Below are 26511 nucleotides of genomic sequence, written 5' to 3'. Positions count from 1 at the left end.
GCCAGTTCGACCGCTGAAACGACAGGGGCCGCCCGAAGGCAGCCCCTGTGAAGCAGCGAGTCAGGACTCAGTGCTTGTCCATACCCAGTTTCTTTTCCAGGTAATGGATGTTAACGCCACCTTTGACGAAACCCTTGTCGCGAGTCAGGTCGCGGTGCAGCGGCACGTTGGTCTTGATGCCATCGACCACGATCTCGTCCAGGGCATTGCGCATACGGGCCATGGCTTCGTCACGGTCCTTGCCGAAGGTGATCAGCTTGCCGATCAGCGAGTCGTAGTGCGGTGGAACGCTGTAGCCGCTGTACAGGTGTGAATCGACGCGCACGCCATTACCGCCCGGAGCATGGAAATGCTTGACCTTGCCTGGGCTGGGCATGAAGTTGTCCGGGTCTTCGGCGTTGATCCGGCACTCGACCGAGTGACCGAGGATCTTCACGTCTTCCTGCTTGATCGACAGCTTGTTGCCAGCGGCGATGCTGAGCATCTCCTTGACGATGTCGATACCAGTGACCATCTCGGTGACCGGGTGCTCCACCTGAACGCGGGTGTTCATCTCGATGAAGTAGAAACGACCGTCTTCATAGAGGAACTCGAAGGTGCCGGCGCCACGGTAGCCGATCTCGACACAGGCATCGACGCAGCGCTTGAGCACTTCGGCGCGGGCCTTCTCGTCGATCAGTGGGGCCGGAGCCTCTTCGATCACCTTCTGGTGGCGACGCTGCAGCGAGCAGTCGCGGTCGTACAGGTGAATCGCGTTGCCCTGGCCGTCGGACAGCACCTGGACTTCGACGTGGCGCGGGTTGCCGAGGAATTTTTCCAGATAGACCATCGGATTGCCGAACGCTGCACCGGCTTCGGTGCGGGTCAGTTTGGCCGACTTGATCAGGTCTTCTTCCTTATGCACCACGCGCATGCCGCGACCACCGCCGCCGCCAGCAGCTTTGATGATCACCGGGTAGCCCACTTCACGGGCGATGCGCAGGGCTTCTTCCTCGTCTTCCGGCAGCGGGCCGTCGGAGCCGGGAACTACCGGTACGCCGGTTTTGATCATGGCTTCCTTGGCCGATACCTTGTCGCCCATCAGGCGAATGGTGTCGGCTTTAGGGCCGATGAAGGCGAAACCGGAATTCTCCACCTGTTCGGCGAAGTCGGCGTTCTCGGCGAGAAAGCCGTAGCCCGGGTGGATGCCCGTGGCGCCGGTCAGTTCAGCTGCGCTGATGATCGCCGGGATGTTCAGGTACGACAGCGAGCCAGGAGCCGGGCCAATGCAGACGCATTCGTCGGCCAGACTCAGGTGCATCAGTTCGCGGTCGGCGGTGGAGTGCACGGCCACCGTCTTGATACCCAGCTCCTTGCAGGCACGCAGGATACGCAGGGCAATTTCGCCACGGTTGGCGATCAGGACTTTTTCCAGCTTCTGCATTGCAGGCTCCCCGGGCATCAAACGATGGTGAACAGGGGCTGGTCGTACTCAACCGGCTGGCCGTTTTCCACCAGGATGGACTCGATCACGCCGCTGGCTTCGGCCTCGATGTGGTTCATCATCTTCATGGCTTCGACGATGCACAGGATGTCGCCTTTCTTCACGGTCTGGCCGACTTCGACGAAGTTGGCCGAGGTCGGCGAAGCCGCGCGGTAGAAGGTGCCGACCATCGGCGAGCGCGCGACGGTACCGTTCAGTTTCGGTGCGGCGGCCGGGGCAGCGTCAGCGCTCGGTGCAGCTGCGGCAACCGGGGCGGCGACCGGCGCAGGAGCCTGAGCGTAGACCGGCTGCGGCGCGTAGGCCGGCTGCTTGCTGTGGCGGCTGATACGTACGGACTCTTCGCCCTCTTTGATCTCCAGCTCGTCGATACCGGACTCTTCCAGCAGCTCGATCAGTTTCTTGACTTTACGGATATCCATGAAGGTTCAACTCCCAGAGGTGAGGTAGGACTTGTCTACCGAGCGTCGCGTCAGGCGCGCCCGGTCAGTTGTTCGAGTGCCGCTTCCAGGGCCAGCCGATAACCGCTGGCGCCAAGGCCGCAGATCACCCCTACTGCAACGTCGGAAAAATAGGAGTGATGGCGGAAAGGTTCACGCTTGTGCACGTTGGACAGGTGCACTTCGATGAATGGGATGCTCACCGCCAGCAATGCGTCACGTAATGCGACGCTGGTATGGGTAAAAGCGGCGGGATTGATCAGGATAAAGTCGACACCTTCACCCTTTGCGGCGTGAATGCGGTCGATCAATTCGTATTCGGCATTGCTCTGCAGATGCAGCAGGTGGTGGCCAGCCTCGCGGGCGCGGCGCTCCAGATCCTGATTGATCTCGGCCAGGGTGGTGGCGCCATATTTGTCGGGCTCGCGGGTGCCCAGCAGGTTGAGGTTGGGGCCGTGCAGCACCAGTAGGGTGGCCATGGTCGCGTTCCTTGTTGTTCGGGCTGCGCAGGACTATGCCGCAGCTGCGCGATGTCAGCAATAGTCGACACGATGCCTGCTGTTTGCGGCAGAAATATGACTATAGCGTTGGTTTTGGTCGTTGCCAGGCGCTAGCGATGATCGTCTTGGCGGCGTTCAGCTACCTGGGGATGGTCTGAAATAGTCGTCATTCCCGCGAAGGCGGGAATCCAGACCCCGCAGTACCTGGACTCCCGCCTTCGCGGGAGTGACGGTTTGGGGCTTTTCAGCGTTTTCCTAGGCGGCTACTTGCCTGATCCAGACGGCCCGCGAAGGTGGCGGCATTGATCTCACCTACGACACGCAGATCGAGCAATTCGTCACCATTGCCGGCGAACAACTGGATGGCCGGTGGCCCGAACAGGTTGTAACGATCCAGCAGAGCGCGCTGGGCGGCATTGCTTTCGGTGATATCGAAGCGGATCAGGCGCCAGCCGGCCAGTTTGCTGCCTACTTCGGCATTGCCGAACACCTCGCGCTCGATGACCTTGCAGCTGATGCACCAGTCGGCGTACCAGTCCAGCAGTAGCGGTTGGCCGCCGGCTTTGGCCTCGGCCAGTGCGGCGTCCAGTTCGGCGGGGCTGCTCAGGGTTTGCCAGGCACCGCTCTTGGCGCTGCTTTGGCCGGCACCAGCCAGCTGGCCGAGTGGCTTGAGCGGGTCGCTTGCACCCTGTAGCGCACCGACCCAGGCGGCCAGGGCATAGACCAGCAGTGCCAGACCGGCGATCTGGCCGAGCTTTTGTCGATGTGTTTTGGGGCCGAACTCCAGCGCACCGAGGAATACCGCCACACCGCCAGCCAGTAGCCCCCATAGAGCCAGACTGAGACTGCCCGGCAGTACGCGCTCGAGCAGCCAGACCGAAACGGCCAGCAGCAGCACGCCGAAGGCATTGCGCACCGTGACCATCCAAGTGCCGGTTTTCGGCAGCAGCGCACCTCCGCCAACGGCGAACAGCACCAGCGGCGTACCCATACCGAGGCCGAGCGCGAGTAGCTTCAGGCCGCCGCCCAAGGCATCGCCACTGGCGCTGATATAAAGCAGGGCACCGACCAGCGGCGCCGAAACGCAGGGGCTGACCAGCAGGCTGGAGAGTACGCCGAGCAGGGCTGCATTCAGATGCGAGCCGCCATGGGTTTTGCCTGCCAGGCGATCCAGAGGTTCACTGATGAAACGAGGCAGGCGCAGCTCGAACAGGCCGAACATGGCCAGCGCGAAGAAGGCGAAGAAGGCGGCGAAAGGCACCAATACCCAGGCCGATTGCAGGCGAGCCTGCAGATTGAGGCCCGCGCCGAACAGCCCCATCAGCGTGCCGAGAATGGCGAAGCAGGCGGCCATCGGCAGGACATAAGCCAGTGACAGGGTCAGGCTGCGCAGGCCGCCCAGTTGGCCGCGCAGCACCACGCCGGAGAGGATCGGCAGCATCGGCAGCACGCAGGGGGTGAAGGTCAGTGCCAGACCGCCGAGGAAGAACAGCGCCAGCTCTTTCCAGTTCCAGCCGGATGCCATCGATGCCCCATCGCTGCTGTTGGCGGCAGGCATATCACCGACCTCGATGAACTCGCTTTCCGGCGGGTAGCACAGGCCCTTGTCGGCGCAGCCCTGATAGTCCACCTGCAGGCGCAGCGGGCGGTTATCCGGGTTGTCCAGCGGCACGCGGATATCCAGCACGCCGTAGTACACCTCGACATCGCCGAAGTATTCATCGTGCTTGGCTTCGCCTGCTGGCAATTGGGCGTCGCCGAGCACCAAGTCCGCCGGTTCGACGCTGAAATTGAATCGATGGCGATAGAGGTAGTAACCCTCGGCCGCGACGAAGCGCAGCGTCACTGCCTGTGAGTCGCTGCTCACCAGGCTCAGCTTGAAGGCTTCACGCACCGGCAGGAAATCGCTGCTGTTGTTCAGCGGTGCGCCAATCGGCGAGGTAGCAGGGCGCTGGTCGAACAGGTTGGCACTGGCGGGCAGGCTCAGGCAGAGCAGAAGCAGGGGAAGCAGCAGTCGACACAGTGACATCGGGCGAATATCTCGGCGAAAGGTGGCGGCATGATACCGGAAAGCGCTCACCCGTATCGTCGTCGCCGCGCCGGGGCGTCGATTGCCGGGATGAGCGGAACCTTGGAGCAGGCCGGCCTTGTCGAGTTCCCGTGCAGATCAAGCCTGCGCTGCCGTGTCGCAGGCGCTTAGCAGGCTGTTGAAAAACTATCTGCGTTGCTACTGCTGCGTTAAAAACAGGCTCGTGCGCGAGTCCGATCAAAATGCTCATTTACAGCTCGTAAACTCCGCTTTTCGCCTATTTTTGCCTTGCATTGGCTGCCTCGCCTACGTTTTTCAACGGCCTGTTAGACGCGAAACGCCTGTACGGCGCTGTGCAACTGGCCACCCAAGTGCAGCAGGCGTTCACTCTCGCTGCGTCCGTTGGCGATCAGGCCGAGGTTGTCGTCGCCCAGTTGGTGGATGCGTTCGCCATGTTCGCGAATCTCACTGACCGCATCGCTCTGCTGGGCAGTGGCCTCGGCGATGCGCCCGGCCATGCTGGCGATGGTGCGGATGGCGCTGACGATCTCGTCCAGCGCACCATCGGCCGCTTCGGCCTTGCCCGCGGTCGCTTCGGCGTGTTCGACCTGGGCACGCATGGTCTGTACCGACTGATGCGCGGCTTGTTGCAAGCGGCCGATGACATCCTGGATTTCCGCGGTGGCGCTGCCGGTGCGCTGTGACAGTGAGCGCACCTCGTCGGCGACCACGGCGAAACCGCGGCCGGCCTCGCCGGCGCGCGCGGCCTCGATGGCGGCGTTGAGGGCGAGCAGGTTGGTCTGTTCGGCAATGCCGCGAATCACCGTGAGCACGCTGCCGATGGTGGCAGTCTCGTCGGCCAGGCGCTCGATGGCCTGGGCGTTGCCCTGCACCTCGGTGACCAGGGCATACAGCCCTTCCAGGCTCTGGCCGATGACCTGTTGGCCCTGGACCAAGGCGCGGTCGGCGTCGCGGCTGGCGTCGGCGGTCTGGCTGGCATCCTCGGCGACCTGGCCGATGGTTGCTTCCAGCTCGCCCAGCGCATCACGGATCAATGCCGTATCGCCGGCCTGGCGTTCGGCGCCAGCGTGCAGGCCTCCCGTGAGGTCGGCCAGCGTGTGGCTGGAGTCGGCAACCTGTTCGGCGTGATGGCGGATGCTGGCGACCAGCTCCACCAGGTAGCGGCGCAGGTGGTTGAGCGAATCCTCGATGTCACGCAATTCGCGGGTGCGCGAATCGATCGTGATCGTCATGGCGAAGTCGCCGCTGGCCCAGCGCGACAGGGCAGGAACCAGATGGCCCAGCACCTGCGACAGGCGCCGCTGGATGCGGTCGATGAGCAGGGCGATCAGCAGGATCAGGCCGATCATCAGGCCCTGGAGCAGGCGTACTTCACCCTGGATGCGGTCATATTCGTTCTGCACCAGCGGCTCCAGCGCCGCCAGTGCCTGTTGCACCTGGGTCACGCGTTCGGTGGTGGTTACGGCCAGTTGCTGACGTTGCTCGACCAGCTCACGGGTGCGCTGCAGTTCACCGGGGTAGCGACGTACCAGGGCATTCAACTCACGCTTCAGCTCGATGCCACGGTCCTGCGCCTGTTGCTCCTGCTGTGCCTCATCCAGACCTAGCAGCGCGGCGAAACCGACGCTGGCAGAGCTATCGGCCTGCTGTACGCCGAGTAGCGGCAACTTATCCAGCGCCTCTGCCAGCTGAGCAAGAGCCTTGAGTTCGCGTTCGACATCGCCGAGTAGCTCACTACGACCCTGGCCGATGAAGCGCTCGCGGGCGTGGGCCAGCCTCAGCAGGCGCGAACCGGCTTCCTGCAGTGGTTTGCGGTAGTCACCGGCGGCGGGGCTGCTGGCATCTGCGACGTACTGGCTCAGTTGTTCCAGCGTGGCGAGCATCTCGCGTTCGGCCTGCAGCAGCAGCCCTTGTGGGTCGCCGGCCAGTTTGCCGGCCGCCAGCAACTGATTGGCGCTGAAGTCGCGCAGTTGCTCGAGGCTTGGGCGCAGTTCGACGATCAGTTGCGGTGGGAGTTGCGCAAGGTCTTGCTCGAAGGTGTCGATGGCCTGGGTCGCGGTGCTGTGCTGCACGGTATTGCCGCTGGCCAGGTAGGCCAGGATGTTATCGGCCACCTGGCTCTGGAACTGCTGGGACAGCGTCAGGTAGCGTGCCATCAGTTGCATGGGCTGTTGCAAGGCGCGCTGCGACCACCAGAGCGTGGCCGCCAGCGCGACGCAGACAGTGACCAGCAGCGCTGTATTGAGGTTGGTGAGCAGCTTGAGGCGCATGGCGGGCTCGATCGACGACTGGACGATGGTCGCGAGCTTATTGCGGTTTGGTTGCTGTTTTATGACGGCACAGGGGTAAGTGCAATCAGATTGCTATCAGTACAGCTCGACCCGATTACGCCCGCCATGCTTGGCCTTGTACAGTGCTTCGTCGGCGCGCTTGGACAGGGCATTGCCATCCAGGCCTGGTTGCAGCATGGCAATGCCGCAACTGAAGGTGCAGGACAGATCCTGCGGCTGGGCTGGGTAATGGATTTCGGCGAAGCGCTGGCGAATTTCCTCCAGTACCTTGAGCGCCGATTGTTCATCGGTGTCGGGCAGTACCACGGCGAATTCCTCGCCGCCATAACGGCCGATATGGTCGGTCTTGCGCAGGCGTTGCTTGAGGAACAGCGCCAGGCTCTTGATCACCCGGTCTCCCATGGGGTGGCCGTAGGTGTCGTTGACCTTCTTGAAGTGGTCGATGTCGAGCATGGCGAAGGCCAGCGGCTGCTCTTCACGGCGTGCGCGGTAGCAGGCGTCGTCGAGCAGTTGCAGGGTATGGGTGTGGTTGTACAGGCCGGTGAGGCTGTCACGCACCATGCGCGCCTTGAGGTTGCGCGCACGTGCCGCGCGGTTGCGTACGGTGGCGATCAGGTGGCGTGGCTTGATCGGCTTGGTGAGGAAGTCGTCGCCGCCCTCGCTCATGGCATCGAGCTGCTTATCGAGGTCGTCCTCGGCCGACAGATAGATGATCGGTACGCTGACGTAGCGGTCGTTATGGCGGATCACCTTGGCCAGTTCGGTGCCGTTGCACTCGGGCATGTACATGTCGAGGATGATCAGATCCGGCTGGAACTCGGCCAGCGCATCCATCGCCAGGATAGGCTCGGTAAGGGTGTGGGTGAGAATGCCGGCACTGTTGAGTACGCGCTCGGTGTGCGTCGCCTGGGCTTTGGAGTCGTCGACGATCAGCACCTTGTACGGGTCGTATTGCGAGACGTGAGTCAGCACTTCGATGCGTTCGAGCAGGCTCGATGCATCCAGCGAGCCGGTGAAAAACTCCTGGCCGCCGGCGCGTACGGCGGCCAGGCGTGTCGGGGTGTCGGTGTCGCAATGGCTGAAGAACAGCAGAGGAATCTTCTGCTCCAGGCCTTCCTGCACCGAGCCTGCCAGCTCCAGCCCGGCGCCGGCGAAGTCGACGTCCATGACGATGGCGGCGGGGTGGCGTTCGGTGATGGCGGCTCGGAAAGCACGTTCATCGCTCAGTGCCTGCGCGGCCAGGCCGAAGAACTCCAGTTGCTGGGCCAGGCGCTCGGCGCGTTGGGCGTCCTGCAGGGCGAGATACACCGGTTTGCGCAGCGGTGGCAGGAAGGTTTGCTCGAAGGCGTCGCTATGGCGCAGGCCGGTACGTGAAAGGCGTTGCATGGCCTGATTGAGGCGAGCGATCAGCGTACTGTTGAGACGGCCGCGATTTTCCACGACCTCATCGAGGCTGGTGCCAATGCTTTGCGCCAGTTGCGCGTGCTCGATCTGCTCGAAGCGCTCGGCGTAACGCAGCAGGCGCAGGTTGGCCTCGGTCAGCTCGGCCATGCCGGCATCGTTCCATTCGCTGCGCTGCAGGCGCTGCCAGACTTCCAGCACCTGGCGCGCCTGGTGAATCACGCGCTGGGCGAAGTGATGCTTGAGGCGATCGCGACTGGGATCTGGGTGCTCGGTCATGGGCCGACTTCTATAGGTGGTTAAGTCAGTGGTGGCTTTATGCTATCAGCTGCTGGAGGCGCTGACATTGCCGTCGATCAATTGGCGTCGGTATTTCTGTCGAATAAGCGACAGAAATGTAGTTTTCTCTTACCAGCGGTAAGTTTGCCCCTCTGCCCTGCGTTTTGCTGTGGGCTTGCCTTATAGTGCGTAGCAGGTCGCAACCCGTTGGTCGGGTTGTGGTCGAACACTCGAATTCGCTTGAAAAGGACACTGCCATGCTGGATTGGAAGAATCGTGCGACGAACTCGCCAGACGGCGCCGCCAAGACCTCAGGGGGCGGTCGCAGTGGCGGCAGCCTGATTGCCCGAGCTCTGGGCGGCCTGATCGGTGTCTATCTGCTGATCGCCCTGGTGGTCGGCTGGTACTGGAGTCAGGAACCGTCTGCCTTCCAGGTCCAGCAGCATGCGCAGAATTCGGCGCAGCAGGCGCAGCGGCAGATGGTCACCGGTTACACCTCGGTGGAAACCCTCAAGCAGGTCGCCAGCACGCTGCTCGACAAGCCGGGCGGCTATCTGTCCAACGATCTTGCGCCACCCGGTCTGTGGCTGGACAACATGCCGAGCTGGGAATACGGCGTGCTGGTGCAGGTACGCGATTTCTCGCGTGCGCTGCGCAAGGACTTCGCCCGTTCGCAGTCGCAGTCCACCGAGGACCCGGACCTGGCCAAGGCCGAGCCGCGTTTTCACTTCGACAACAAGAGCTGGGCGTTGCCGGCGTCCGAGTCCGAGTACCGCGAGGGCATCAAGTCGCTGGATCGCTACCTCGCTCGTCTGGCCGACCCGGCGCAGAGAAACGCGCAGTTCTATGCGCGTGCCGACAATCTCAATAACTGGCTGGGTGATGCCGGCACACGTCTTGGCTCGCTGTCCCAGCGGCTGTCCGCCAGCGTTGGTCAGGTGCGCCTGAACGAGAAGCTGCAGGTGGGCAGCGATGCCGAAGAGTCCGGGGTGATTGGTGAAGGCGGCGTTTACGAGACGCCCTGGCTGCAGATCGATAACGTGTTCTACGAGGCTCGCGGCCAGGCCTGGGCGCTGGCTCATCTGCTACGCGCCATCGAGGTGGACTTCGCCGACGTGCTGGCGAAAAAGAACGCCACCGTCAGTGTGCGCCAGATCATTCGTGAGCTGGAGGCCGCGCAGGCCACCCTGTGGAGCCCGATGATCCTCAACGGCAGCGGTTACGGTGTTCTGGCCAACCACTCGTTGGTGATGGCCAACTACATCTCGCGCGCCAATGCGGGTCTGATCGATCTGCGTCAGTTGCTGAGCCAGGGTTGATGGTCGCCATTTCGGCAGCGGAGGCTGCGCATCGTGCTGCCTCCGACCGCGAGCAGGTGGCCTGGGTTGACGAGCGTGATCGGCTACTGGGTGGCGTTTCCCGGGCCGAAATGCGCGAGCGCCGGCTGATCGGGCGCGGCACATACATTCTTCTATTCAATACGGCCGGTCTGCTGTGTGTGCATCGGCGCACCCTGAGCAAGGCGCTATATCCCGGTTACTGGGACGTGGCGGCCGGCGGCATGGTGCTCGAAGGCGAGGACTACCGCCTTTCGGCCGAGCGAGAGTTGGCCGAGGAACTGGGCATCGTCGATGCCGACCTGGTCGAGCATGCGCACTTTCTCTATGACGCTCCGGAAAGTCGCCTGTGGTGCATGACCTATTCGGCGGTATCCGATGCGCCGCTGGTGTTGCAGCCGGAAGAAGTACTGGAAGCGCGCTTTATCAGCGTCGAGCAGGCGCTGGAAGAAACCCGTCGTCTGCCCTATTGCCCCGATTCGCTGGCGGCGCTGGAGCGCTACATAAACAGGTCGCTTGCGGCCGGCTGATGACCCTCTCCCGCTTGCGGGAGAGGGTGCCCGAAGGGCGGGAGAGGGTGGTTGTGTTAGCTCCTGCGCATAGGGTGCGCTGTGCGCACCGCCCTTACCTCGGATGCGGGGCCTGGTACACACAGCGCACCCTACGGCGTCGCGGAATCCGAGCGCGCCGTGCGCGATGGCGAACGGCGTCGCCAAAGTGCCGCACAATGACGCAAATTTGGTCTTAGCAAGTCTGGCCTTTGCCGTTACACTGCGCGGCCTTTTCGGCGGACGTCTGTCCGCTTGCGCTGCCCCTGGCAGAAGGGCTTCGCCTATCCTGACCCCTACGAGGACAAGCCGGTGGTCAAGAAAGCCTCTTCATTTGCCGCCCTGAGCGGTCTCGTCTATTCCACCGATGGCGGTCGCCATTGCCCGGATTGCAACCAGGCGGTGGATGCCTGCATCTGCAAACAGACACGCATTCTCGATGGCGACGGTATTGCCCGTGTGCGCCGTGAGACCAAGGGCCGTGGCGGCAAGACCGTCACCACCGTCAGCGGCGTGCCGCTGGCCGAGGAGCCGCTCAAGGAGCTGGCCAGTGCGCTGAAGAAGCGCTGCGGCACCGGTGGTGCGCTCAAGGATGGCGTGATCGAGATCCAGGGCGACCATGTCGATCTGTTGTTGGCCGAGCTGAGCAAACGCGGTTTTACCGCGAAGAAGTCCGGCGGCTGAAGCGCCCTTTTCTAAACTTCGATGACGCTCGTACGGTCAACCGCCGAGCAAACGTCATCTTGCTTCCTTAATTTTTAAACTGGCCGCCAGTAAGGTCAGGCTTTTCTCATGGGAGAACCCGATGTCCGCACGACGCACCCGCAAAGACGACGGCAGCCAATGGACCGTAGCCGATAGCCGCAGTGTCTACGGCATTCGCCACTGGGGCGCCGGCTATTTCTCGATCAACGACGCCGGGCGTATCGAGGTGCGTCCCAACGGGCCGGACAGCCAACCCATCGATCTCTATCAGCAGGTCGACGAACTGCGTCAGAGCGGCCTGTCCCTGCCGCTACTGGTGCGCTTCCCGGACATTCTGCAGGACCGCGTGCGCCGCCTGACCGGTGCCTTCGACGCCAGCATCGAGCGCCTGGAATACCAGAACCGCTACACCGCGCTGTACCCGATCAAGGTCAACCAGCAGGAGGCGGTGATCGAGAACATCATCGCCACGCAGAACGTCTCCATCGGCCTCGAGGCCGGCTCCAAGCCCGAGCTGTTGGCCGTGCTGGCGCTGGCGCCGAAGGGCGGCACCATCGTCTGCAACGGTTACAAGGACCGCGAGTTCATCCGCCTGGCGCTGATGGGGCAGAAGCTCGGCCACAACGTGTTCATCGTCATCGAGAAAGAGTCGGAAGTCGCCCTGGTGATCGAGGAGGCCGCTGACCTCAAGGTCGCGCCGCAGATCGGCCTGCGCGTGCGCCTGTCCTCGCTGGCATCCTCCAAGTGGGCCGACACCGGTGGCGAGAAGTCCAAGTTCGGTCTGTCCGCCGCGCAGATTCTCTCGGTGGTCGAGCGCTTCCGCGCTGCCGGGCTGGATCAGGGCATCCGCCTGCTGCACTTTCACATGGGCTCGCAGATCGCCAACATCGCCGACTACCGCAAGGGCTTCCGCGAGGCCATCCGCTATTACGGCGAATTGCGCGCCATGGGTCTGCCGGTCGATCACATCGACGTCGGCGGCGGTCTCGGTGTGGACTACGACGGTACCCATTCGCGCAATGCCAGCTCGATCAACTACGACATGCAGGACTACGCCGATGCCGTGGTCGACATGCTCAAGGAGTTCTGCGACCGCCAGGAAATCCCCCATCCGCACATCTTCTCCGAGAGCGGCCGGGCGATGACCGCGCACCATGCCGTGCTGCTGGTGCAGGTCACCGATGTCGAGCGCCACAACGACAAGGTGCCGGAGATCGATGCCAGCGTCGAGCAGCCGGAAGTGTTGCAGGTGCTGATCGAACTACTGGAAGACAGCGACCCGGAAATGGTCGCCGAGACCTACTGGCGCGCCACCCACTACATCGAGGAAGTGGCCGCGCAGTATTCGGCTGGCAAGCTCAGCCTGGCGCAGAAGGCGCTGGCCGAGCAGTGTTACTTCGCCATCTGCCGTCGCCTGCACAACCAGCTCAAGGCGCGCCAGCGCTCGCACCGCGCGGTGCTCGACGAGCTCAACGACAAGTTGGCCGACAAGTACATCTGCAACTTCTCGGTATTCCAGAGCCTGCCGGACACCTGGGCCATCGGCCAGATTCTGCCGATCCTGCCGCTGTCACGTCTGGACGAAGAGCCGCTGCGCCGCGCCGTGCTGCAGGACCTGACCTGCGACTCCGACGGCAAGATCCGTCAGTATGTAGACGAGCAGTCGATCGAGACCAGCCTGCCGGTACACGAGATTCGCGAGGGTGAGGACTATGTGCTGGGCATCTTCCTGGTCGGCGCCTATCAGGAAATCCTTGGCGACATGCACAACCTGTTCGGCGATACCGACTCGGTGAACATCTATCAGGGCGCCGATGGCAGCGTGGTGCACGCCGGCATCGAGACCCACGACACCATCGAGGACATGCTGCGCTATGTGCACCTGTCGCCCGAGGAGCTGATGACCCACTACCGCGACAAGGTGGCCAGCGCCAAGATCAGCGCCCGTGAGCGTACCCAGTTCCTCGACGCTCTGCGTCTGGGCCTGACCCGTTCGTCCTACCTGGCGTCGTAAACCGCCTGCGGCAACTCCGGATGCAATCCGGGGATGGTGCAACGTCAGACATCGTTCCCGGATTGCATACGGGCTACGGTGCTGCTCTGTGGGCGGCGCTTTCGCGGCGATGCTTTGTGTCTCTCGGTTCAGCCAATGACGCCATGACCGCGCGCCATTAGCGTCGCCAGCAGCGGGATCACCAGCAACAGCAGCAGCTCGATGCGAATGCTCCAGGTCACCAGACGTACCTGCCGAGCGCTGGGCGCGGGCACCTGGCCTGTCTTCAGGGTTTTGCGCCATTTGATGAACACCACCGTGGGCACGATCGACAGCAAGCCGACCAGGATGAGCAGCCCTAACTTCGCATGGAACAGGCTGTTGCCCATGTAGTAGGCGGCGCCCTTGCCGAACCACAGCACGCGGGCGACACCGGTGGCCAGCACCAGGCCGGCACAGATGCCGTAGACCAGGTCGGTGATCATCAGGCTGCGCGCGCGGGCAAGGTCAAGCGGCGCCTTGAACAGTACATGCTCGACGCTAAGCAGGGCGAACAGGGCGAAGATCGCCAGAAAATGCAGATAGGCGACGAGTGCGGCGGCCATGGGAGCTCCTTGCGGCAGACGGGCTGAAGGCGGATTAGCGGCCGGCTCGGGCGAACCACAGGTCGCGCCGCGACAGCTGCCAAGCATAGCCAGCCAGTACCAGGCTGCGCAGCCCCATGAAGGCCAGAAATGCCAACCACAACCCGTGATTGCCCAGGCCTTGCAGCCACCAGGCCAGTGGCAGTGCCAAAGCCAGGGCGATGAGCATGGCGTCGCGCATCTCGCGGGCCCGGGTGGCGCCGATGAACAGGCCGTCGAGCAGGTAGCTCCACACAGCCAGCAGCGGCAGCAGGGCCAGGTAGGGCAGGAAGGTCAGCGCCAGTTCGCGGACTTCGGCGATATCGGTCAGCAGGCCGACGAACCAGTGCCCGCCGAACAGGAAGAACAGGGCGAAGCCGGCGCTGGCCAGCAGCGACCAGGCACCGGCTACCAGCAGCGAACGGCGCAGCGCAGCGCGATCACGCGCGCCCAGCGCGTGGCCGCATAGGGCCTCGACGGCATGGGCCAGGCCGTCGAGGGCGTAGGCGGTCAGCGTCAGGCCATTGAGCAGCAGCGCGTTGGCCGCCACCGTGGCATCGCCGAGGCGCGTGCCTTTCACGGTGATCAGGAAGAACACCAACTGCAGCGCCAGGGTGCGGATGAAGATATCGCGGTTGACTGCCAGCAGTGGGCGCCAGTTGCTCCAGCGTTTCAGCGCGCTGCTGTCGAGGCGGCCGGGATAGTGTGCGAGTGCACCGCGGGCCAGCCACAGGCCGAGCAGGGCGCCACTCCACTCGGCGATCACCGAGGCCCAGGCCGCACCGGCCACACCCCATTCCAGGCCGAGCACGAACAGCAGGTCGAGCGCTACGTTGATCAGGTTGGCTGTCAGCAGAATGGCCAGCGGACCACGGGCGCTCTGCGTGCCCAGCAGCCAGCCGATCAGGGCGTAGGTCGCCAAGCTGGCGGGCAGGCCGAGCAGACGGATCTGGAAATACTGGCGCGCCAACTGATCCAGCTCGGCGGAGGGTTGCATCAGGCTCAGTGCGGCACTGCTGAATGGCAGGGCCAGCAGACCCAGAAGCAGGGCCATGAACACGCCCAGACCGAGCCCCTGCACCAGCACCTGGCGCAACGCGCCGCCATCCTCGCGCCCTGCAGCCTGGGCGGCGAAACCGGTGCTGCCCATGCGCAGAAAGCCCATGGCCCAGGTCAGCAGGGTATACAGGCTGCTGCCGACTGCCACCGCAGCGAGCTGGTGGGCATGTGGCAGATGGCCGACCACGGCGGTGTCGACCAAGGCCACCATGGGCACCGAGAGGTTGGAGAGAATCATCGGTGCCGCCAGCGCCCAGACCTTGCGCTGGGTCGGGGTGTGGCGCCAGGCATCGAGCAGAGCGGACATGGACGGCTCCAGAAAAACGCCGATTATAGGCGCCCTGCGGAGTGTGCGCAGCTTGGCGGATTTCGTCGCCTTGCCTCGTCGGCGCATTGGCCGCTCGGCTATAGTGATGGCCTTCGCGCCCCTACTCTCCGGAGCCCGCAATGCCGAACAAAGGACTGCTTCTGGCCATGCTGCTGAGCCTGCTCAGCGCCTGTGATTCTTCCCAGCCCCCTGCCACGGTGACCCCTGGCGCGCCTGCTGCGCAACAGCCGCAGGCGCCCAAGCCAGCGGTCGACCGCGACGCGCTGGCCAAGCGCTACGCCGGGCGCGAGCTGGAGGTGGTCGACGTTTCCGAGGTGCAACTCGACGGCGCCAGTGCGCTGTCGGTGACCTTCTTCATCCCGCTGGACCCCGACCAGCCCTTCGCCGAGCGCCTGCACCTGGTCGACAGCACCGCTGGCAAGGTCGACGGCGCCTGGGAGCTGACCGACAACCTCAGCGAGTTGCGCCTGCGCCACCTGGAGCCGCAGCGCAAACTGGTGCTGACCATCGATGCCGGCCTGACGTCGATCAATGGCGGCAAGCTGGCCAAAGAGCATGTCAGCCGTTTCGAAACCCGCGACCTGCAGGCCAGCGTCGGTTTCGCCAGCCGCGGTTCGCTGCTGCCGACCCGTCTGGCCGAAGGCCTGCCGGTGATCGCGCTGAACGTCGACAAGGTCAATGTCGAGTTCTTCCGCATCAAGCCCGAGGCGCTGCCGCGCTTCCTGTCGCGCTGGGGCCGGGCCAGCAACCTGGATACCTGGGAAGCCCGCGAACTGCTGCCGATGGCCGATCTGGTCTACGGCGGGCGCTTCGACCTCAACCCTGCGCGCAATACCCGTGAAACCCTGCTGCTGCCCATCGCCGGCCTGGACCCGTTCAAGCAGCCGGGCGTGTACCTGGCGGTGATGCGTGAGGCTGGCAGCTATAGCTACTCGCAGCCAGCGACGCTGTTTTCCCTGAGTGATATCGGCCTCTCCGCCCATCGCTATCGTGACCGCCTGGATGTGTTCACCCAGGCGCTGGAAGGCGGTAAGGCGCAGTCCGGGGTGCAGCTGGAACTGCTCGACGGCGACGGTGCGCTGCTTGCCGAGGGCAAGACCGACTCGGCGGGCCATGCGCAGTTGCCGCTGCCGGCCAAGGCCCAGGTGCTGGTGGCCAGGCAGGACGAGCAGACCAGCCTGCTGCGCCTGAACGCACCGGCGCTGGACCTGGCCGAATTCGACATCACCGGCCCGAAAGCACACGCCCTGCAGTTCTTCGTATTCGGCCCGCGTGATCTGTATCGCCCCGGCGAGACCGTGCTGCTCAATGGTCTGCTGCGTGATGCCGATGGTCGCCCGGTCAAGGCGCAGCCGGTCAGTGTCGAGGTACGCCGCCCGGATGAGCAGATCAGCCGCAAGTTCGTCTGGAATGCCGGCGATGACGGCCTTTATCAGTATCAGCTGCCGCTGGCCGAAGAGGCGCCGACCGGGCGCTGGCAGTTATTGCTCGACCTAGGTGACGGCAGCCCACAGCTCTATGAATTTCTCGTCGAGGATTTCCTGCCCGAGCGCATGGCCCTGGAACTCAAGGGCCAGGAGCAGCCCTACGCGCCCGGCGACAGCGCTGAGTTCGCGGTGTCCGGACGTTACCTCTACGGCGCGCCGACCGCTGGCAATCGCCTGACCGGACAGCTTTATGTGCGGCTGCTGCGTGAGGCGGTGGCGAGCCTGCCGGGGTACCAGTTCGGCGATATCACCGAGGCTGATCTGAGCCAGGATCAGGAGCTCGACGAGGTCAGTCTCGACGACCAGGGCCGCGCCGTGCTGCGCCCGGAAAACCGCTGGGGCGACGCCAAATCGCCGCTGCGTCTGATCCTCCAGGCCAGTCTGCAGGAGTCCGGCGGCCGGCCGATCACCCGGCGTATCGTGCAGCCGGTATGGCCCGCCGAGCGTCTGCCGGGTGTGCGCGGGCTGTTCGACGGCGAGGAGGTCGATGCTGACAGCCTGGCCGAATTCGAGGTTCTGGTGGCCGACGCCGCCGGCAACAAGCTGGCGGCTGACAACCTCAACGTGCGTCTGGTGCGTGAGCGCCGCGACTACTTCTGGAGCTTCTCCGACGGCGAAGGCTGGCGTCACAACTACAACGAGAAGTTCCTTACCCTCAGCGACGAGCCGCTCAAGGTCGCCGCGGGCGACACCGCCAAGGTCAGCTTCCCGGTGGAGTGGGGCCCGTACCGGGTCGAGGTGGTGGACAACCAGACCGGCCTGGTCAGCAGCCTGCGCTTCTGGGCCGGCTACCGCTGGCAGGACAATGTCGACGGTGGTGCGGTGCGTCCCGACCAAGTCAAGCTGGCGCTGGACAAGCCTGCCTACGCCGCGGGCGACGTGGCCAAGATCACCGTCACCCCGCCGGCTGCCGGCAACGGCTACCTGCTGGTCGAGTCCAGCGACGGTCCGCTGTGGTGGCAGGAGATCAGCGTGCCGGCCGAAGGCAAGACCTTCGAACTGCCCATCGACGAGAAATGGGCGCGTCACGACCTCTACCTCAGCGCCCTGGTGGTTCGCCCGGGTGAGCGCAAGGCGCAAGTCACGCCGAAACGCGCGGTCGGCCTGCTGCACCTGCCGCTGGAACGTGCCCCGCGCAAGCTGGCGCTGAGTCTGGAAGCGCCGGAAAAGATGCGTCCCAAGCAACCGCTGCAGGTCAAGGTCAGTGCACGTAACGCCGACGGCAGCATTCCCGATACCGTGCATGTGCTGGTCGCTGCGGTGGACGTGGGCATCCTCAACATCACCAGCTACGCCACGCCCGATCCTTTCGCCAACTTCTTCGGGCGCAAGGCCTATGGCGCTGACCAGCTGGATATTTACGGTCAGCTGATCGAAGCGCAGGGGCGTGTCGCCAGCCTGGCCTTCGGCGGTGACGCCGGCCTCGCCGCCGGTGGCAAACGTCCGGATACCAGTGTGTTGATCGTCGCGCTGCAGAGCGATGCGCTGAAGCTGAACGACAAGGGCGAGGGCGAAGTCAGCCTGGATATCCCCGACTTCAACGGTGAGCTGCGCCTGATGGCGCAGGCATGGGCCGACGAGCGCTTCGGCATGGCCGAGGCCAAGACGGTGGTGGCCGCGCCGCTGATCGCCGAACTGTCGATGCCGCGCTTCCTTGCCGGTGGTGACGAAACCACCCTGGCGCTGGATCTGACCAACCTGTCCGGCAGCGAGCAGAAGCTCGATGTGCAACTGGGTGTCGAGGGCCAGCTGCGCCTGCTCGGCAAGGGTGAGTCGCCGATCAGTCTGAAGGATGGCGAGCGCACCACCCTGCGCATTCCGGTACGCGCCGAGGGTGGCCTGGGCCAGGGCCGCATCCATGTCGAGGTGCAGGGCCTGGCGCTGCCGAACGAGACCCTGGGCGACTTCAGCCGCGAGTGGACACTGGGCATCCGACCGGCCTACCCGGCGCAGTTGCAACACTTCCGCGCGGTACTGGGTGAGGGCAAGCCCTGGAGCATGCCGGCGGGCACCCTCAATCAGTTCGAACCGGCCGGGCTGGAGGCCGTGTTGGCGCTGTCGAGCCGCCCGCCGCTTAACCTCGGCGAGCAGATTCGTGCGCTCAAGGCCTACCCCTACGGCTGCCTGGAGCAGACCACCAGTGGCCTCTATCCGTCGCTCTACGCCGATGCCGCGAGTCTCAAGCGCCTTGGCCTTGAGGGTGAACCTGACGAGCAGCGACGCAAAAGCATCGAGCTGGGCATCGAGCGTCTGCTTGGTATGCAGCGGCATAGCGGCGGCTTCGGCATGTGGAGTGCCGAGAGCGAAGAGGAATACTGGCTCACCGCCTACGTCACCGATTTCCTTCTGCGTGCTCGCGAGCAGGGCTTCGGCGTACCGCCGGAAGCACTGAAGAAGGCCAGTGATCGCCTGCTGCGCTACCTGCAGCAGAGCAGCCTGATCGAGGCCAGCTACAGCCAGGACTTCGCCCACACCCGCTTCGCCGTGCAGGCCTACGCCGGCTACGTGTTGGCGCGTAGCCAGCAGGCGCCGCTGGGCGCGCTACGCAGCCTGTTCGACCGTCGTAACGACGCCCGCTCCGGTCTGCCGCTGGTGCAACTGGCCGCCGCATTGAAGCTGATGGGCGATGCACCGCGTGCCGAGCAGGCGTTGAATCAGGGGCTGGTCCAGCAGCGCGATGGCGAGCGCTGGATGGCCGATTACGGCAGCCCGCTGCGCGACCAGGCGCTGATTCTCGCCTTGCTGGAAGAGCACGACCTGGCTGCCGGCCAGCGCGAGCAGCGGCTGTTCAACCTGGCCGATGAGCTGGCCGGTCAGCGCTGGTTGTCGACCCAGGAGCGCAACTCGCTGTTCCTCGCCGGTCGCGGCATTCTCGGCAAGCCGGAACAGGCGTGGAGCGCTGCGCTTGCCAGCGGCGCCTTCCAGTTCGAACTGAGCAACCAGCAGCCCGGCATCAAGCTGGAGCGTGCGGAGCTGGCCGAACCGCTGAGCGTGAGCAATGCCGGCAGCACCACGCTGTATCAGCAGCTGACCCTGTCCGGTTACCCGAGTCAGGCCCCGCGCGCCGGTGGCGAGAACCTCAGCATCGAGCGCGAATACCTGGGCATGGACGGCCGTCCGCTCGATCTGCAGCGCCTGGACAGCGGCGAGCTGGTGCTGGTGCACCTGGCTGTGCGCGCCAAGCAGCGCGTACCGGATGCGCTGGTCGTCGACCTGCTGCCGGCTGGCCTGGAGCTGGAGAACCAGAACCTGGCGCAGAGCGCGGCGAGCCTCGATGACGCCGGCAGCAACGTCAAGGAATGGCGTCAGTCGATGCAGAACGCGCGGATCAAGCACCAGGAATATCGTGGCGACCGCTACGTGGCAGCGGTGGACGTGGAGGAGTACGGCGCCAGCCATCTGCTCTACCTGGCCCGTGCGGTGACGCCGGGCAGCTATCGGGTACCGCCACCGCAGGTGGAGTCCATGTACCGGCCGAGCTGGCAGGCGCTGGGTAGTGCGCCGGAGAGTCTGGTGGTGAGGGGGCGCTAAAAGCGACCCTCTCCCCAACCCTCTCCCATGAATGGGAGAGGGGGCCGAGCGTGTCAGCTGTCAGATGTGCGTCACACGGCTTGCAAGTCAGGCTGCACTCGGTATCAGGGTTACCTCATATCGCTCCCCTCTCCCGCTTGCGGGAGAGGGGCTGGGGGAGAGGGCAAAAAAGGTTCAAGGAGGAACCATGACACTACTCGACAACGCCAAGCGCCTTCGTCATGAGATGACTGATGCCGAGCAACGGCTCTGGTATTACCTGCGTGCTCACCGCTTCCTAGGCCTGAAGTTCAAACGGCAGAAACCCATTGGCCCCTATATCGTCGATTTCATCTGCACTGAACGTTGGCTCGTCATCGAGCTGGACGGTGGGCAGCATCAGTTGCAGACGGAATACGATCAACAACGTGAGCGTTATCTGGAGACTCGAGGCTATCGTGTGCTGCGCTTCTGGAATCATCAGGTACTGGCTGAAACGAAGGCGGTACTTGAACAGATTCGTCTTGAAATCGGCGAGCAAGATGGCCTATGAGCATCGCCGCGAGCCTTGGCATAACGTTGATCTGCTCCCCTCTCCCATTTATGGGAGAGGGGTTGGGGGAGAGGGTTTTGCATGCCCCGCCTAACTCGCCTCTGGCTCCATATCCTCCTGCTCCCCCTGGCCCTGCTCTGGCTGGCCGACCACCTCTTCCCACTGCCCCTGCCCGAGGACGATCTGGCGCGCGTGGTGCTGGCCGAGGACGGTACGCCGCTGTGGCGTTTTGCCGACCACGACGGTGTATGGCGTTATCCGGTGACGCCGGACGCAGTTTCACCCTATTACCTCGAAGCCCTGCTGACCTACGAGGACCGCTGGTTCCGCCAGCACCCCGGCATCAACCCGCTGGCGCTGGGCCGTGCGGCCTGGCAGAACCTCACTGGCGGGCGCGTGGTGTCCGGCGGCAGTACGCTGTCGATGCAGGTGGCGCGGCTGCTCGATCCGCACGGGCGCAATCTGCCGGGCAAGCTCAAGCAGCTGTGGCGCACCGCGCAGCTGGAGTGGCACCTGTCCAAGGATGAAATCCTCACCCTGTATCTGAATCGCGCGCCCTTCGGCGGCACCCTGGAGGGTGTCGCGGCGGCGAGCTGGAGTTACCTGGGCAAACCTCCAAGCCAACTGTCCCGTGCCGACGCCGCGTTGCTCGCGGTACTGCCGCAGGCGCCCAGCCGCTTGCGTCCGGACCGCCATCCCGAGCGCGCCCAGGCCGCACGTGACAAGGTGCTGCGGCGCCTGGGCGAATTTAAGGTATGGCCGCAGGCCCAGGTGGATGAAGCGCTGGAAGAACCGGTGTTTCTCGCGCCGCGCCGTGAGCCAAGCCTGGCGCCCTTGCTGGCGCGTCGCCTGAACCGTGCCGGCAGCCCGCCGCTAATCCGCACCACCCTCGATGCCGGCTTGCAGCTGCGCCTGGAGGATCTGCTGCTGGGCTGGCGCGCGCGCCTGCCGGAGCGCACCTCGGCAGCGATCCTGGTGGTGGAGCACGAAAGCATGGCCGTGCGCGCCTACCTCGGCTCGGTGGATATCGCTGACACCTCGCGCTTCGGCCATGTCGACATGGTCCGCGCCCTGCGCTCGCCCGGTTCGACGCTGAAACCCTTCCTCTACGGCATGGCCCTGGATGCTGGCTTGATCCATTCCGAATCGCTGCTGCAGGACGTGCCGCGGCATTACGGCGACTACCGCCCCGGCAACTTCGCCGCCGGCTTCATCGGCCCGGTGTCGGCCAGCGAAGCGCTGGCCACCTCGCTCAACCTGCCCGCCGTGCAGTTGCTCGAAGCCTACGGGCCGAAACGCTTTGCCGGCGAGCTGCGCAGTGCCGGCGTGCCGATTCGTCTTCCTGCGCTGGCCGAGCCGAACCTGGCGCTGATTCTGGGGGGCGGCGGCTCGCGCCTGGAGTCGCTGGTGACCGGCTACAGCGCCTTCGCGCGCGGTGGCATGGCGGCCAAGCCGCGTCTGCAACCAGGCGATGAATTGCGCGAGCGGCGTCTGCTGTCGCCCGGTTCGGCCTGGATCATCCGCCGTATTCTCAGCGGTCAGGCGCGTCCTGATCGTGACCCGCGCGCCTACCTGGCGCAGCGCCCGACCCTGGCCTGGAAGACCGGCACCAGCTACGGCTTTCGCGATGCCTGGGCTATCGGCGTTGGCCCGCGTCATCTGATCGGTATCTGGATCGGCCGCCCGGACGGCACCCCGGTGCCGGGCCAGTTCGGTCTGGCCTCGGCCGCGCCGCTGTTGCTGCAAGTGCATGATCTGCTGGTCAATCGCGACAGCCAGCGCGGCATCGCTGCGCCGGCCGACCGGCAGCCGGCCGAGGTCGGCGTGGCCGCCATCTGCTGGCCGTTGGGGCAGCCGATGAGCAAGGACGATCCCAACTGTCGGCGCCTGCGCTTCGCCTGGACGCTGGAAGGCACCACGCCCCCCACGTTGCTGGCAGCCGATCAGCCATTGGGTAGTGGTCTGCGCGAGCGTTATTGGCTCAATGCCGATGGGCGTCGCGTTGGCCCAGGTTGTGCCGGGGCCGAGGCGCGTGAACTGGCCTTGTGGCCGGCGCCATTGGAACCCTGGCTGCCACGCCGTGAGCAGCGCACGGCACGTTTACCGAGCGTCGATCCGAGTTGCCCGCCACCGCGCAGCAGCCAGGTGGCGCCGCTGTCCATCGTCGGCGTGCGCGATGGTGATCGTCTGCGTCGCCCGCAAGGCAATCATGAGCCACTGCGGCTCAGCCTTTCGGCGCTGGGGGGAAGTGGCCGGCGCTGGTGGTTCCTCGATGGCCGACCGCTGGGTGACACTGCGCTGGGTGCGCCCTTCAACCATGCCTTCGACAGCGGCAGGCATCAACTGAGCGTACTCGACGAGGGTGGCCAGATCGCTCGTCTGGAATTCAGCATCGGGCCGTGACGCGACGCGCTGGCGGTGTGCGGGCGCCGACCGCTCTGGCCTGAGCCCTGAAAATAATGCCGCCTGTAGTGAATGAAGCCTGGTCGTGAGCCGCCGATATGAAATCTGACGGTAACCGATTTGCAATTTGTGTACATTTTTGTATCCAGTTTCTCGTTGGGCTCAAAATAACAACCGGGAGAAGCCTCCATGCGCCTCTGGCAACGCAGTATTCAGTGGCAGTTGGCTCTCGCGTTTGGCTCGGTAGAGCGCACCGTCGACGCGCTTGAAGAAGGCATCGGCGTCGCCGTCATGACTGCTGCTGAAACAGCCGACGCCCAGGCTGGTGGTCAGTTCCAGGCGCTGGCCGGCCAGCAGCAGGCCTTCCGTTGCCAGTTCCTGGCGAAAGTGCTCGGCCAGATCACACGCCTGGGCCAGGGTGGTGCCCGGCAGCAGTACGCCGAACGCCTCGCCACCCAGGCGTAGCAGTGCGTCGCCATCACGGCGAAACACCTTGCGCATGCGTTCGGCGAAGGCGCTCAGGCAGGCATCGCCACCGGCGTGGCCGTGTTCGTCGTTGACCTTCTTGAAGAAGTCGATATCCATCAGCACCAGTGACAGCGGCTCGCCCTGGCGTACCGCATTGGCCACCTGGCTGGGGAGCAGGTTGTTGAACTGATAGCGGTTGCCCAGTTGGGTCAGGCTGTCGGTGCGGCTGGGCAGATCGAGCTGACTCTGCTGCTCCAGCAGCTTCAGCTTCAGCTCCAGATCGAGAGTGGCGCGGTATTCAAGGTGATTGCGCCCCAGCACCAGAATCAGATAGCCGAGGTAGAAGGTCAGGGTGATCAGCATCGCATGCTTCTGCTGCCAATTCAGCGCCATCACCGCCAGGCCCGGCAGATAGAGCAGGGCCAGTGCCAGCAGGGCCAGTGCCAGCAGGGCGCGGCCACGGCGCATGGCGAAGTTGAAGGTCATTGCCGTGGCGAAGGCCACCGTGGCCAGGGTGGCGATCATTTCCGAGTCATTGTAGGCGTCGCTGTATACCCCAGCGCATGGGCCTGGCCCCAGCACAACGAAGTCAGGAGGATCAGACCCCAGTGACGATCCAGCCAGCACTGCAACTGTTCAGGGCTGTCGAGGCCATCGGGGCGGTGCAGCAGGCGCGCAGCCAGGAGTACGACGAACACCGTACAGCCCAGCACGCCGCTGACCATCAGGCTGCCCGGTGCCGCACTGAATACCCAGGTCAGCAGCCAGGCGAGGGCGTAGAAGAAACCTCCCAGGCGCGTGCGGATGCGGGTGTCATCCACTTCACGTCACAGGGCGAAGGTATTGGGTTGGCGCGGCACTTCGGCGTCGGTCATCTCTTTCGGCCTGCCACCGCTGGCAGCCACCTCCGGGCCGTCGCAGGCGACGTCAGAACCTTCTCCAGGAGCTTTGTGATCACAGAAACTGCTTGCCAGAGCATAGCGCCTTTTCGTGAACGCGAGGATGTCGATTTGCCAGTACTTGCCGCCACCCGTCAGCCGCGCCGAATCATCCAGATACCGGCGATGATCAACAGCAGGCCTGCCAACTTGCTGAAGGTGATCGGCGATTCACGAAAGCCTGCCCAGCCGAAATGATCGAGGGTGATGGCCATGACCAACTGCCCGGCGATCACCAGCACCATGAACAGCAGTGCACCCACGCGTGGCCCGGCGAAGGCGGCGGTGGCGATGAAGAAGGCGCCGAGCAGGCCACCGCTCCAGTGCCACCAGGTCAGCGCCTTGAGTGCACCAAGCCCGGGCATCTCGCGCTGGCTCAGGGTCATCAGTAACAACGCCAGGCTGCCGACGGCGAAGGAGATCAGTGCCGCGGCGAAGACGCTGGACAGCTGGCGGGCGAGTTGGCCGTTGATGCCGGCCTGCAGTGGCAGCACCGCGCCGGCGAGAAAGGGCAGGGCCAGTAGCCAGCCACTGATATGGTTCATGGGTAACTCCAGTAAGGAAGGGAGTATGGGGCCAGGCGTTACGGCAGGGCTTTTTCCAGTTGCACCAGTACCACGCGGCTGCCGTCCGGGGCACGGCGTTCGACGATGCCGACGGTCTGCTAGTCGAGACGGGTGTAGAGCAGCAGGCCGCCAGCGTTACTCGCCGTGTTGCTATTGGTAGAAATTGCGAAACCGGCGACTTTCCCATCCAGTTCCACCACGGTGCTTTCGTGCCGCTCGGCGATGGCGGCGGCGAGCTGGCCGACGTTGAGCGGCCAGATGGCCTTAGGGTAGCAGAAGAACAGTTCATCGATGTTCTGCGGGAAGCCGACCACGTCGCCGAGGTCGGTGGCCGTGGCCGGGCGGTGTTGCAGGTATGCGTTCAAGCCGGGTGATCCTTGTTCAGCGCGGTGGATACTGCGAGAGCACCTGGGTGACGGTTTCGCGGATCGCTCGTTCGCGTTCGGCCGGTGTCGGCGGTTGGCTGCGCATCACCTGCTCACCGCTGCCGCGCCATACCAGTTTGCCGTCCTTGGCGTCGTACAGGTCGATCTGCAGGGTCGCGACCTGGTAGTCCACGCGGCGAGTTTCGGTGAAGGCCGGGCCGCCCCAGTAGCCACCCCAATAACCACCCCAGCCACCACCGTACTGGGTGGTGATCTGATCCTGACGCTCGTCGACGATCAGCACGCTCTGCACTTTCAGGTCGCCCTTGCCGTCAGCTGCTTGGCGCAGGCCGCGTTGCTCGAGCTGCTCGGCGACGGCCTGGCTGATGCGCGCCTCGGTGATGTCGCTTTTCAGGCGGGCGTCGTCGGGCTGGTAGGTGAGTCTGGCGTCCATCCAGCTCCAACTGCGGTAGGCGCCGAAGTCGCGGCTGGGGTCGAAGTCGCGCTCCAGGCTGACGCTGGCGCAGCCACTCAGCAGCAGGGCCAGGATCAGGTAGGACAGGTTACGCATGATGCTTTCCTGGGCAGTCGATCAATAAGGGGGATAGCCGTCCAGCGCGCTGCGGATGGCTGCGCGTATGGCGTCGGCCTGCGCCGCCTGGTCCTTGCCGGCCAGGGCTTCGCCGCTGCCTGACCAGACCACCTGGCGGTCGCTTGGGTCGATCAGTTCGATGCGCACTACCGCTACTTTCTGTTCATAGGTGCGCACGATAGGGACGTTACCGTAGGCACCGTAGCGGCGGTCCCAGTGGCTGCCGGTGCCGTAGTAGCCACCGACATTGTCCTGATACTGGCGTAGTCGGGTTTCCTGGCTGATACGGGCGTTGACCAGCACGTCGCCGGGACCATTGAGTGCCGGACGCAGGCCGTACTGGTCGAGGCCGGCGCTGACGCTGTCGGCCAGCTGATCGCCGCCAGGCACACGGTCATCCAGCCAGCTCCAGCTGCGGTAGCGGCCGTAATCACGTGGCGCCGCTGGATAGGCGCTGCGATCGAAGGTCGTCGCTGCACCAGGCGGTGCCGGCGGCATCGGCAGTGATTCGGCCTGGTACGGGTTCTGGCTCTGGCAGGCGGCCAGCAGCGGCAGGATGAGTATGGCTATGGCGGTGCGCATGGTTGTCTCCGTG

20 protein-coding genes and 1 pseudogene are annotated in these 26511 nt (G+C 64.5%); 7 read left to right on the top strand and 14 right to left on the bottom strand.

Features of this window, described 5'->3' with window-relative positions:
* Window positions 1–67: 67 nt before the first annotated feature.
* The 6 genes from accC to PSOLE_RS10535 all read right to left on the bottom strand — a co-directional run bounded on the left by accC (window position 68) and on the right by PSOLE_RS10535 (window position 8441).
* Window positions 68–1423: an acetyl-CoA carboxylase biotin carboxylase subunit gene (accC, locus tag PSOLE_RS10560; RefSeq protein WP_074856146.1), complete on the bottom strand. Its 1356-nt coding sequence runs from the start codon at window positions 1421–1423 to the stop codon at window positions 68–70.
* Between the two features lie 17 nt (window positions 1424–1440).
* Window positions 1441–1902 (bottom strand): acetyl-CoA carboxylase biotin carboxyl carrier protein, encoded by a 462-nt coding sequence (gene accB / locus PSOLE_RS10555; protein ID WP_004425115.1) that lies wholly within the window; start codon window positions 1900–1902, stop codon window positions 1441–1443.
* Between the two features lie 50 nt (window positions 1903–1952).
* Window positions 1953–2399, bottom strand: a complete 447-nt coding sequence (gene aroQ, locus PSOLE_RS10550; protein ID WP_074856144.1) for a type II 3-dehydroquinate dehydratase — start codon at window positions 2397–2399, stop codon at window positions 1953–1955.
* Window positions 2400–2664: 265 nt separating this feature from the next.
* A complete protein-coding gene (gene dsbD / locus PSOLE_RS10545) occupies window positions 2665–4449 on the bottom strand; it encodes a protein-disulfide reductase DsbD (protein WP_074856141.1) in 1785 nt (594 codons plus the stop codon).
* A gap of 326 nt (window positions 4450–4775) precedes the next feature.
* Window positions 4776–6740, bottom strand: coding sequence for a methyl-accepting chemotaxis protein (locus tag PSOLE_RS10540; protein ID WP_074856139.1), 1965 nt, complete (start codon window positions 6738–6740; stop codon window positions 4776–4778).
* 96 nt (window positions 6741–6836) lie between these two features.
* Window positions 6837–8441 carry a response regulator gene (locus PSOLE_RS10535; protein WP_074856137.1) on the bottom strand — a complete coding sequence of 535 codons (1605 nt, stop codon included), beginning with the start codon at window positions 8439–8441 and terminating at the stop codon, window positions 6837–6839.
* A gap of 257 nt (window positions 8442–8698) precedes the next feature.
* Here PSOLE_RS10535 and PSOLE_RS10530 point away from each other — a divergent pair, with 257 nt between their 5' ends.
* The 4 genes from PSOLE_RS10530 to speA all read left to right on the top strand — a co-directional run bounded on the left by PSOLE_RS10530 (window position 8699) and on the right by speA (window position 13045).
* Window positions 8699–9760 (top strand): DUF2333 family protein, encoded by a 1062-nt coding sequence (locus PSOLE_RS10530; RefSeq protein WP_074856135.1) that lies wholly within the window; start codon window positions 8699–8701, stop codon window positions 9758–9760.
* A complete protein-coding gene (locus PSOLE_RS10525) occupies window positions 9760–10308 on the top strand; it encodes an NUDIX hydrolase (RefSeq protein WP_074856133.1) in 549 nt (182 codons plus the stop codon). Before PSOLE_RS10530 ends, PSOLE_RS10525 begins: the two co-directional genes overlap by 1 nt.
* A gap of 330 nt (window positions 10309–10638) precedes the next feature.
* On the top strand, window positions 10639–11010 hold the full coding sequence (locus PSOLE_RS10520) for a translation initiation factor Sui1 (RefSeq protein ID WP_074856211.1): 372 nt from the start codon (window positions 10639–10641) through the stop codon (window positions 11008–11010).
* A gap of 121 nt (window positions 11011–11131) precedes the next feature.
* The gene (speA, locus tag PSOLE_RS10515; RefSeq protein ID WP_074856131.1) at window positions 11132–13045 is read left to right on the top strand and encodes an arginine decarboxylase; all 1914 of its coding nucleotides are present in this window, start codon (window positions 11132–11134) and stop codon (window positions 13043–13045) included.
* A gap of 128 nt (window positions 13046–13173) precedes the next feature.
* Here speA and PSOLE_RS10510 read toward each other — a convergent pair whose 3' ends face one another.
* Window positions 13174–13629 (bottom strand): DUF2214 family protein, encoded by a 456-nt coding sequence (locus PSOLE_RS10510; RefSeq protein ID WP_074856129.1) that lies wholly within the window; start codon window positions 13627–13629, stop codon window positions 13174–13176.
* 34 nt (window positions 13630–13663) lie between these two features.
* Window positions 13664–15013 carry an MATE family efflux transporter gene (locus PSOLE_RS10505; protein ID WP_074856127.1) on the bottom strand — a complete coding sequence of 450 codons (1350 nt, stop codon included), beginning with the start codon at window positions 15011–15013 and terminating at the stop codon, window positions 13664–13666.
* Between the two features lie 140 nt (window positions 15014–15153).
* Between PSOLE_RS10505 and PSOLE_RS10500 the strand changes: the two genes are divergently transcribed.
* The 3 genes from PSOLE_RS10500 to pbpC all read left to right on the top strand — a co-directional run bounded on the left by PSOLE_RS10500 (window position 15154) and on the right by pbpC (window position 22987).
* The gene (locus PSOLE_RS10500) at window positions 15154–20052 is read left to right on the top strand and encodes an alpha-2-macroglobulin family protein (RefSeq protein WP_074856125.1); all 4899 of its coding nucleotides are present in this window, start codon (window positions 15154–15156) and stop codon (window positions 20050–20052) included.
* Between the two features lie 187 nt (window positions 20053–20239).
* Window positions 20240–20584: an endonuclease domain-containing protein gene (locus PSOLE_RS10495; RefSeq protein WP_004425093.1), complete on the top strand. Its 345-nt coding sequence runs from the start codon at window positions 20240–20242 to the stop codon at window positions 20582–20584.
* An 81-nt stretch (window positions 20585–20665) separates the two neighbouring features.
* Complete coding sequence (pbpC, locus tag PSOLE_RS10490; protein ID WP_074856124.1) at window positions 20666–22987, top strand: peptidoglycan glycosyltransferase PbpC; 2322 nt, start codon at window positions 20666–20668, stop codon at window positions 22985–22987.
* A 162-nt stretch (window positions 22988–23149) separates the two neighbouring features.
* On the opposite strand, the gene PSOLE_RS10485 is transcribed toward pbpC, so the two are convergent.
* From PSOLE_RS10485 to PSOLE_RS10465, 6 genes and pseudogenes are all read right to left on the bottom strand, one after another.
* Window positions 23150–23980, bottom strand: a complete 831-nt coding sequence (locus tag PSOLE_RS10485; protein ID WP_244597246.1) for a GGDEF domain-containing protein — start codon at window positions 23978–23980, stop codon at window positions 23150–23152.
* Window positions 23977–24276: a hypothetical protein gene (locus tag PSOLE_RS24665; protein WP_244597247.1), complete on the bottom strand. Its 300-nt coding sequence runs from the start codon at window positions 24274–24276 to the stop codon at window positions 23977–23979. The genes PSOLE_RS10485 and PSOLE_RS24665 overlap by 4 nt, the downstream gene beginning before the upstream one ends.
* Window positions 24277–24488: 212 nt before the next feature.
* Window positions 24489–24938 (bottom strand): DMT family transporter, encoded by a 450-nt coding sequence (locus tag PSOLE_RS10480; protein WP_004425087.1) that lies wholly within the window; start codon window positions 24936–24938, stop codon window positions 24489–24491.
* Between the two features lie 188 nt (window positions 24939–25126).
* A pseudogene (locus tag PSOLE_RS25140) lies at window positions 25127–25324 on the bottom strand (GNAT family N-acetyltransferase); the annotation flags it as partial.
* 16 nt (window positions 25325–25340) lie between these two features.
* Entirely contained in the window at window positions 25341–25895 is a 555-nt protein-coding gene (locus PSOLE_RS10470) for a DUF4136 domain-containing protein (RefSeq protein WP_074856122.1), read from the bottom strand.
* Between the two features lie 21 nt (window positions 25896–25916).
* The gene (locus tag PSOLE_RS10465; RefSeq protein ID WP_074856120.1) at window positions 25917–26498 is read right to left on the bottom strand and encodes a DUF4136 domain-containing protein; all 582 of its coding nucleotides are present in this window, start codon (window positions 26496–26498) and stop codon (window positions 25917–25919) included.
* Between the last annotated feature and the right edge of the window lie 13 nt (window positions 26499–26511).

The organism is Pseudomonas oleovorans subsp. oleovorans (assembly GCF_002197815.1).
Taxonomy (GTDB): domain Bacteria; phylum Pseudomonadota; class Gammaproteobacteria; order Pseudomonadales; family Pseudomonadaceae; genus Aquipseudomonas; species Aquipseudomonas oleovorans.
The sequence above is the reverse complement of the archived record's forward strand: the minus strand, read 5'-3'. Positions and strand labels throughout refer to the sequence as shown.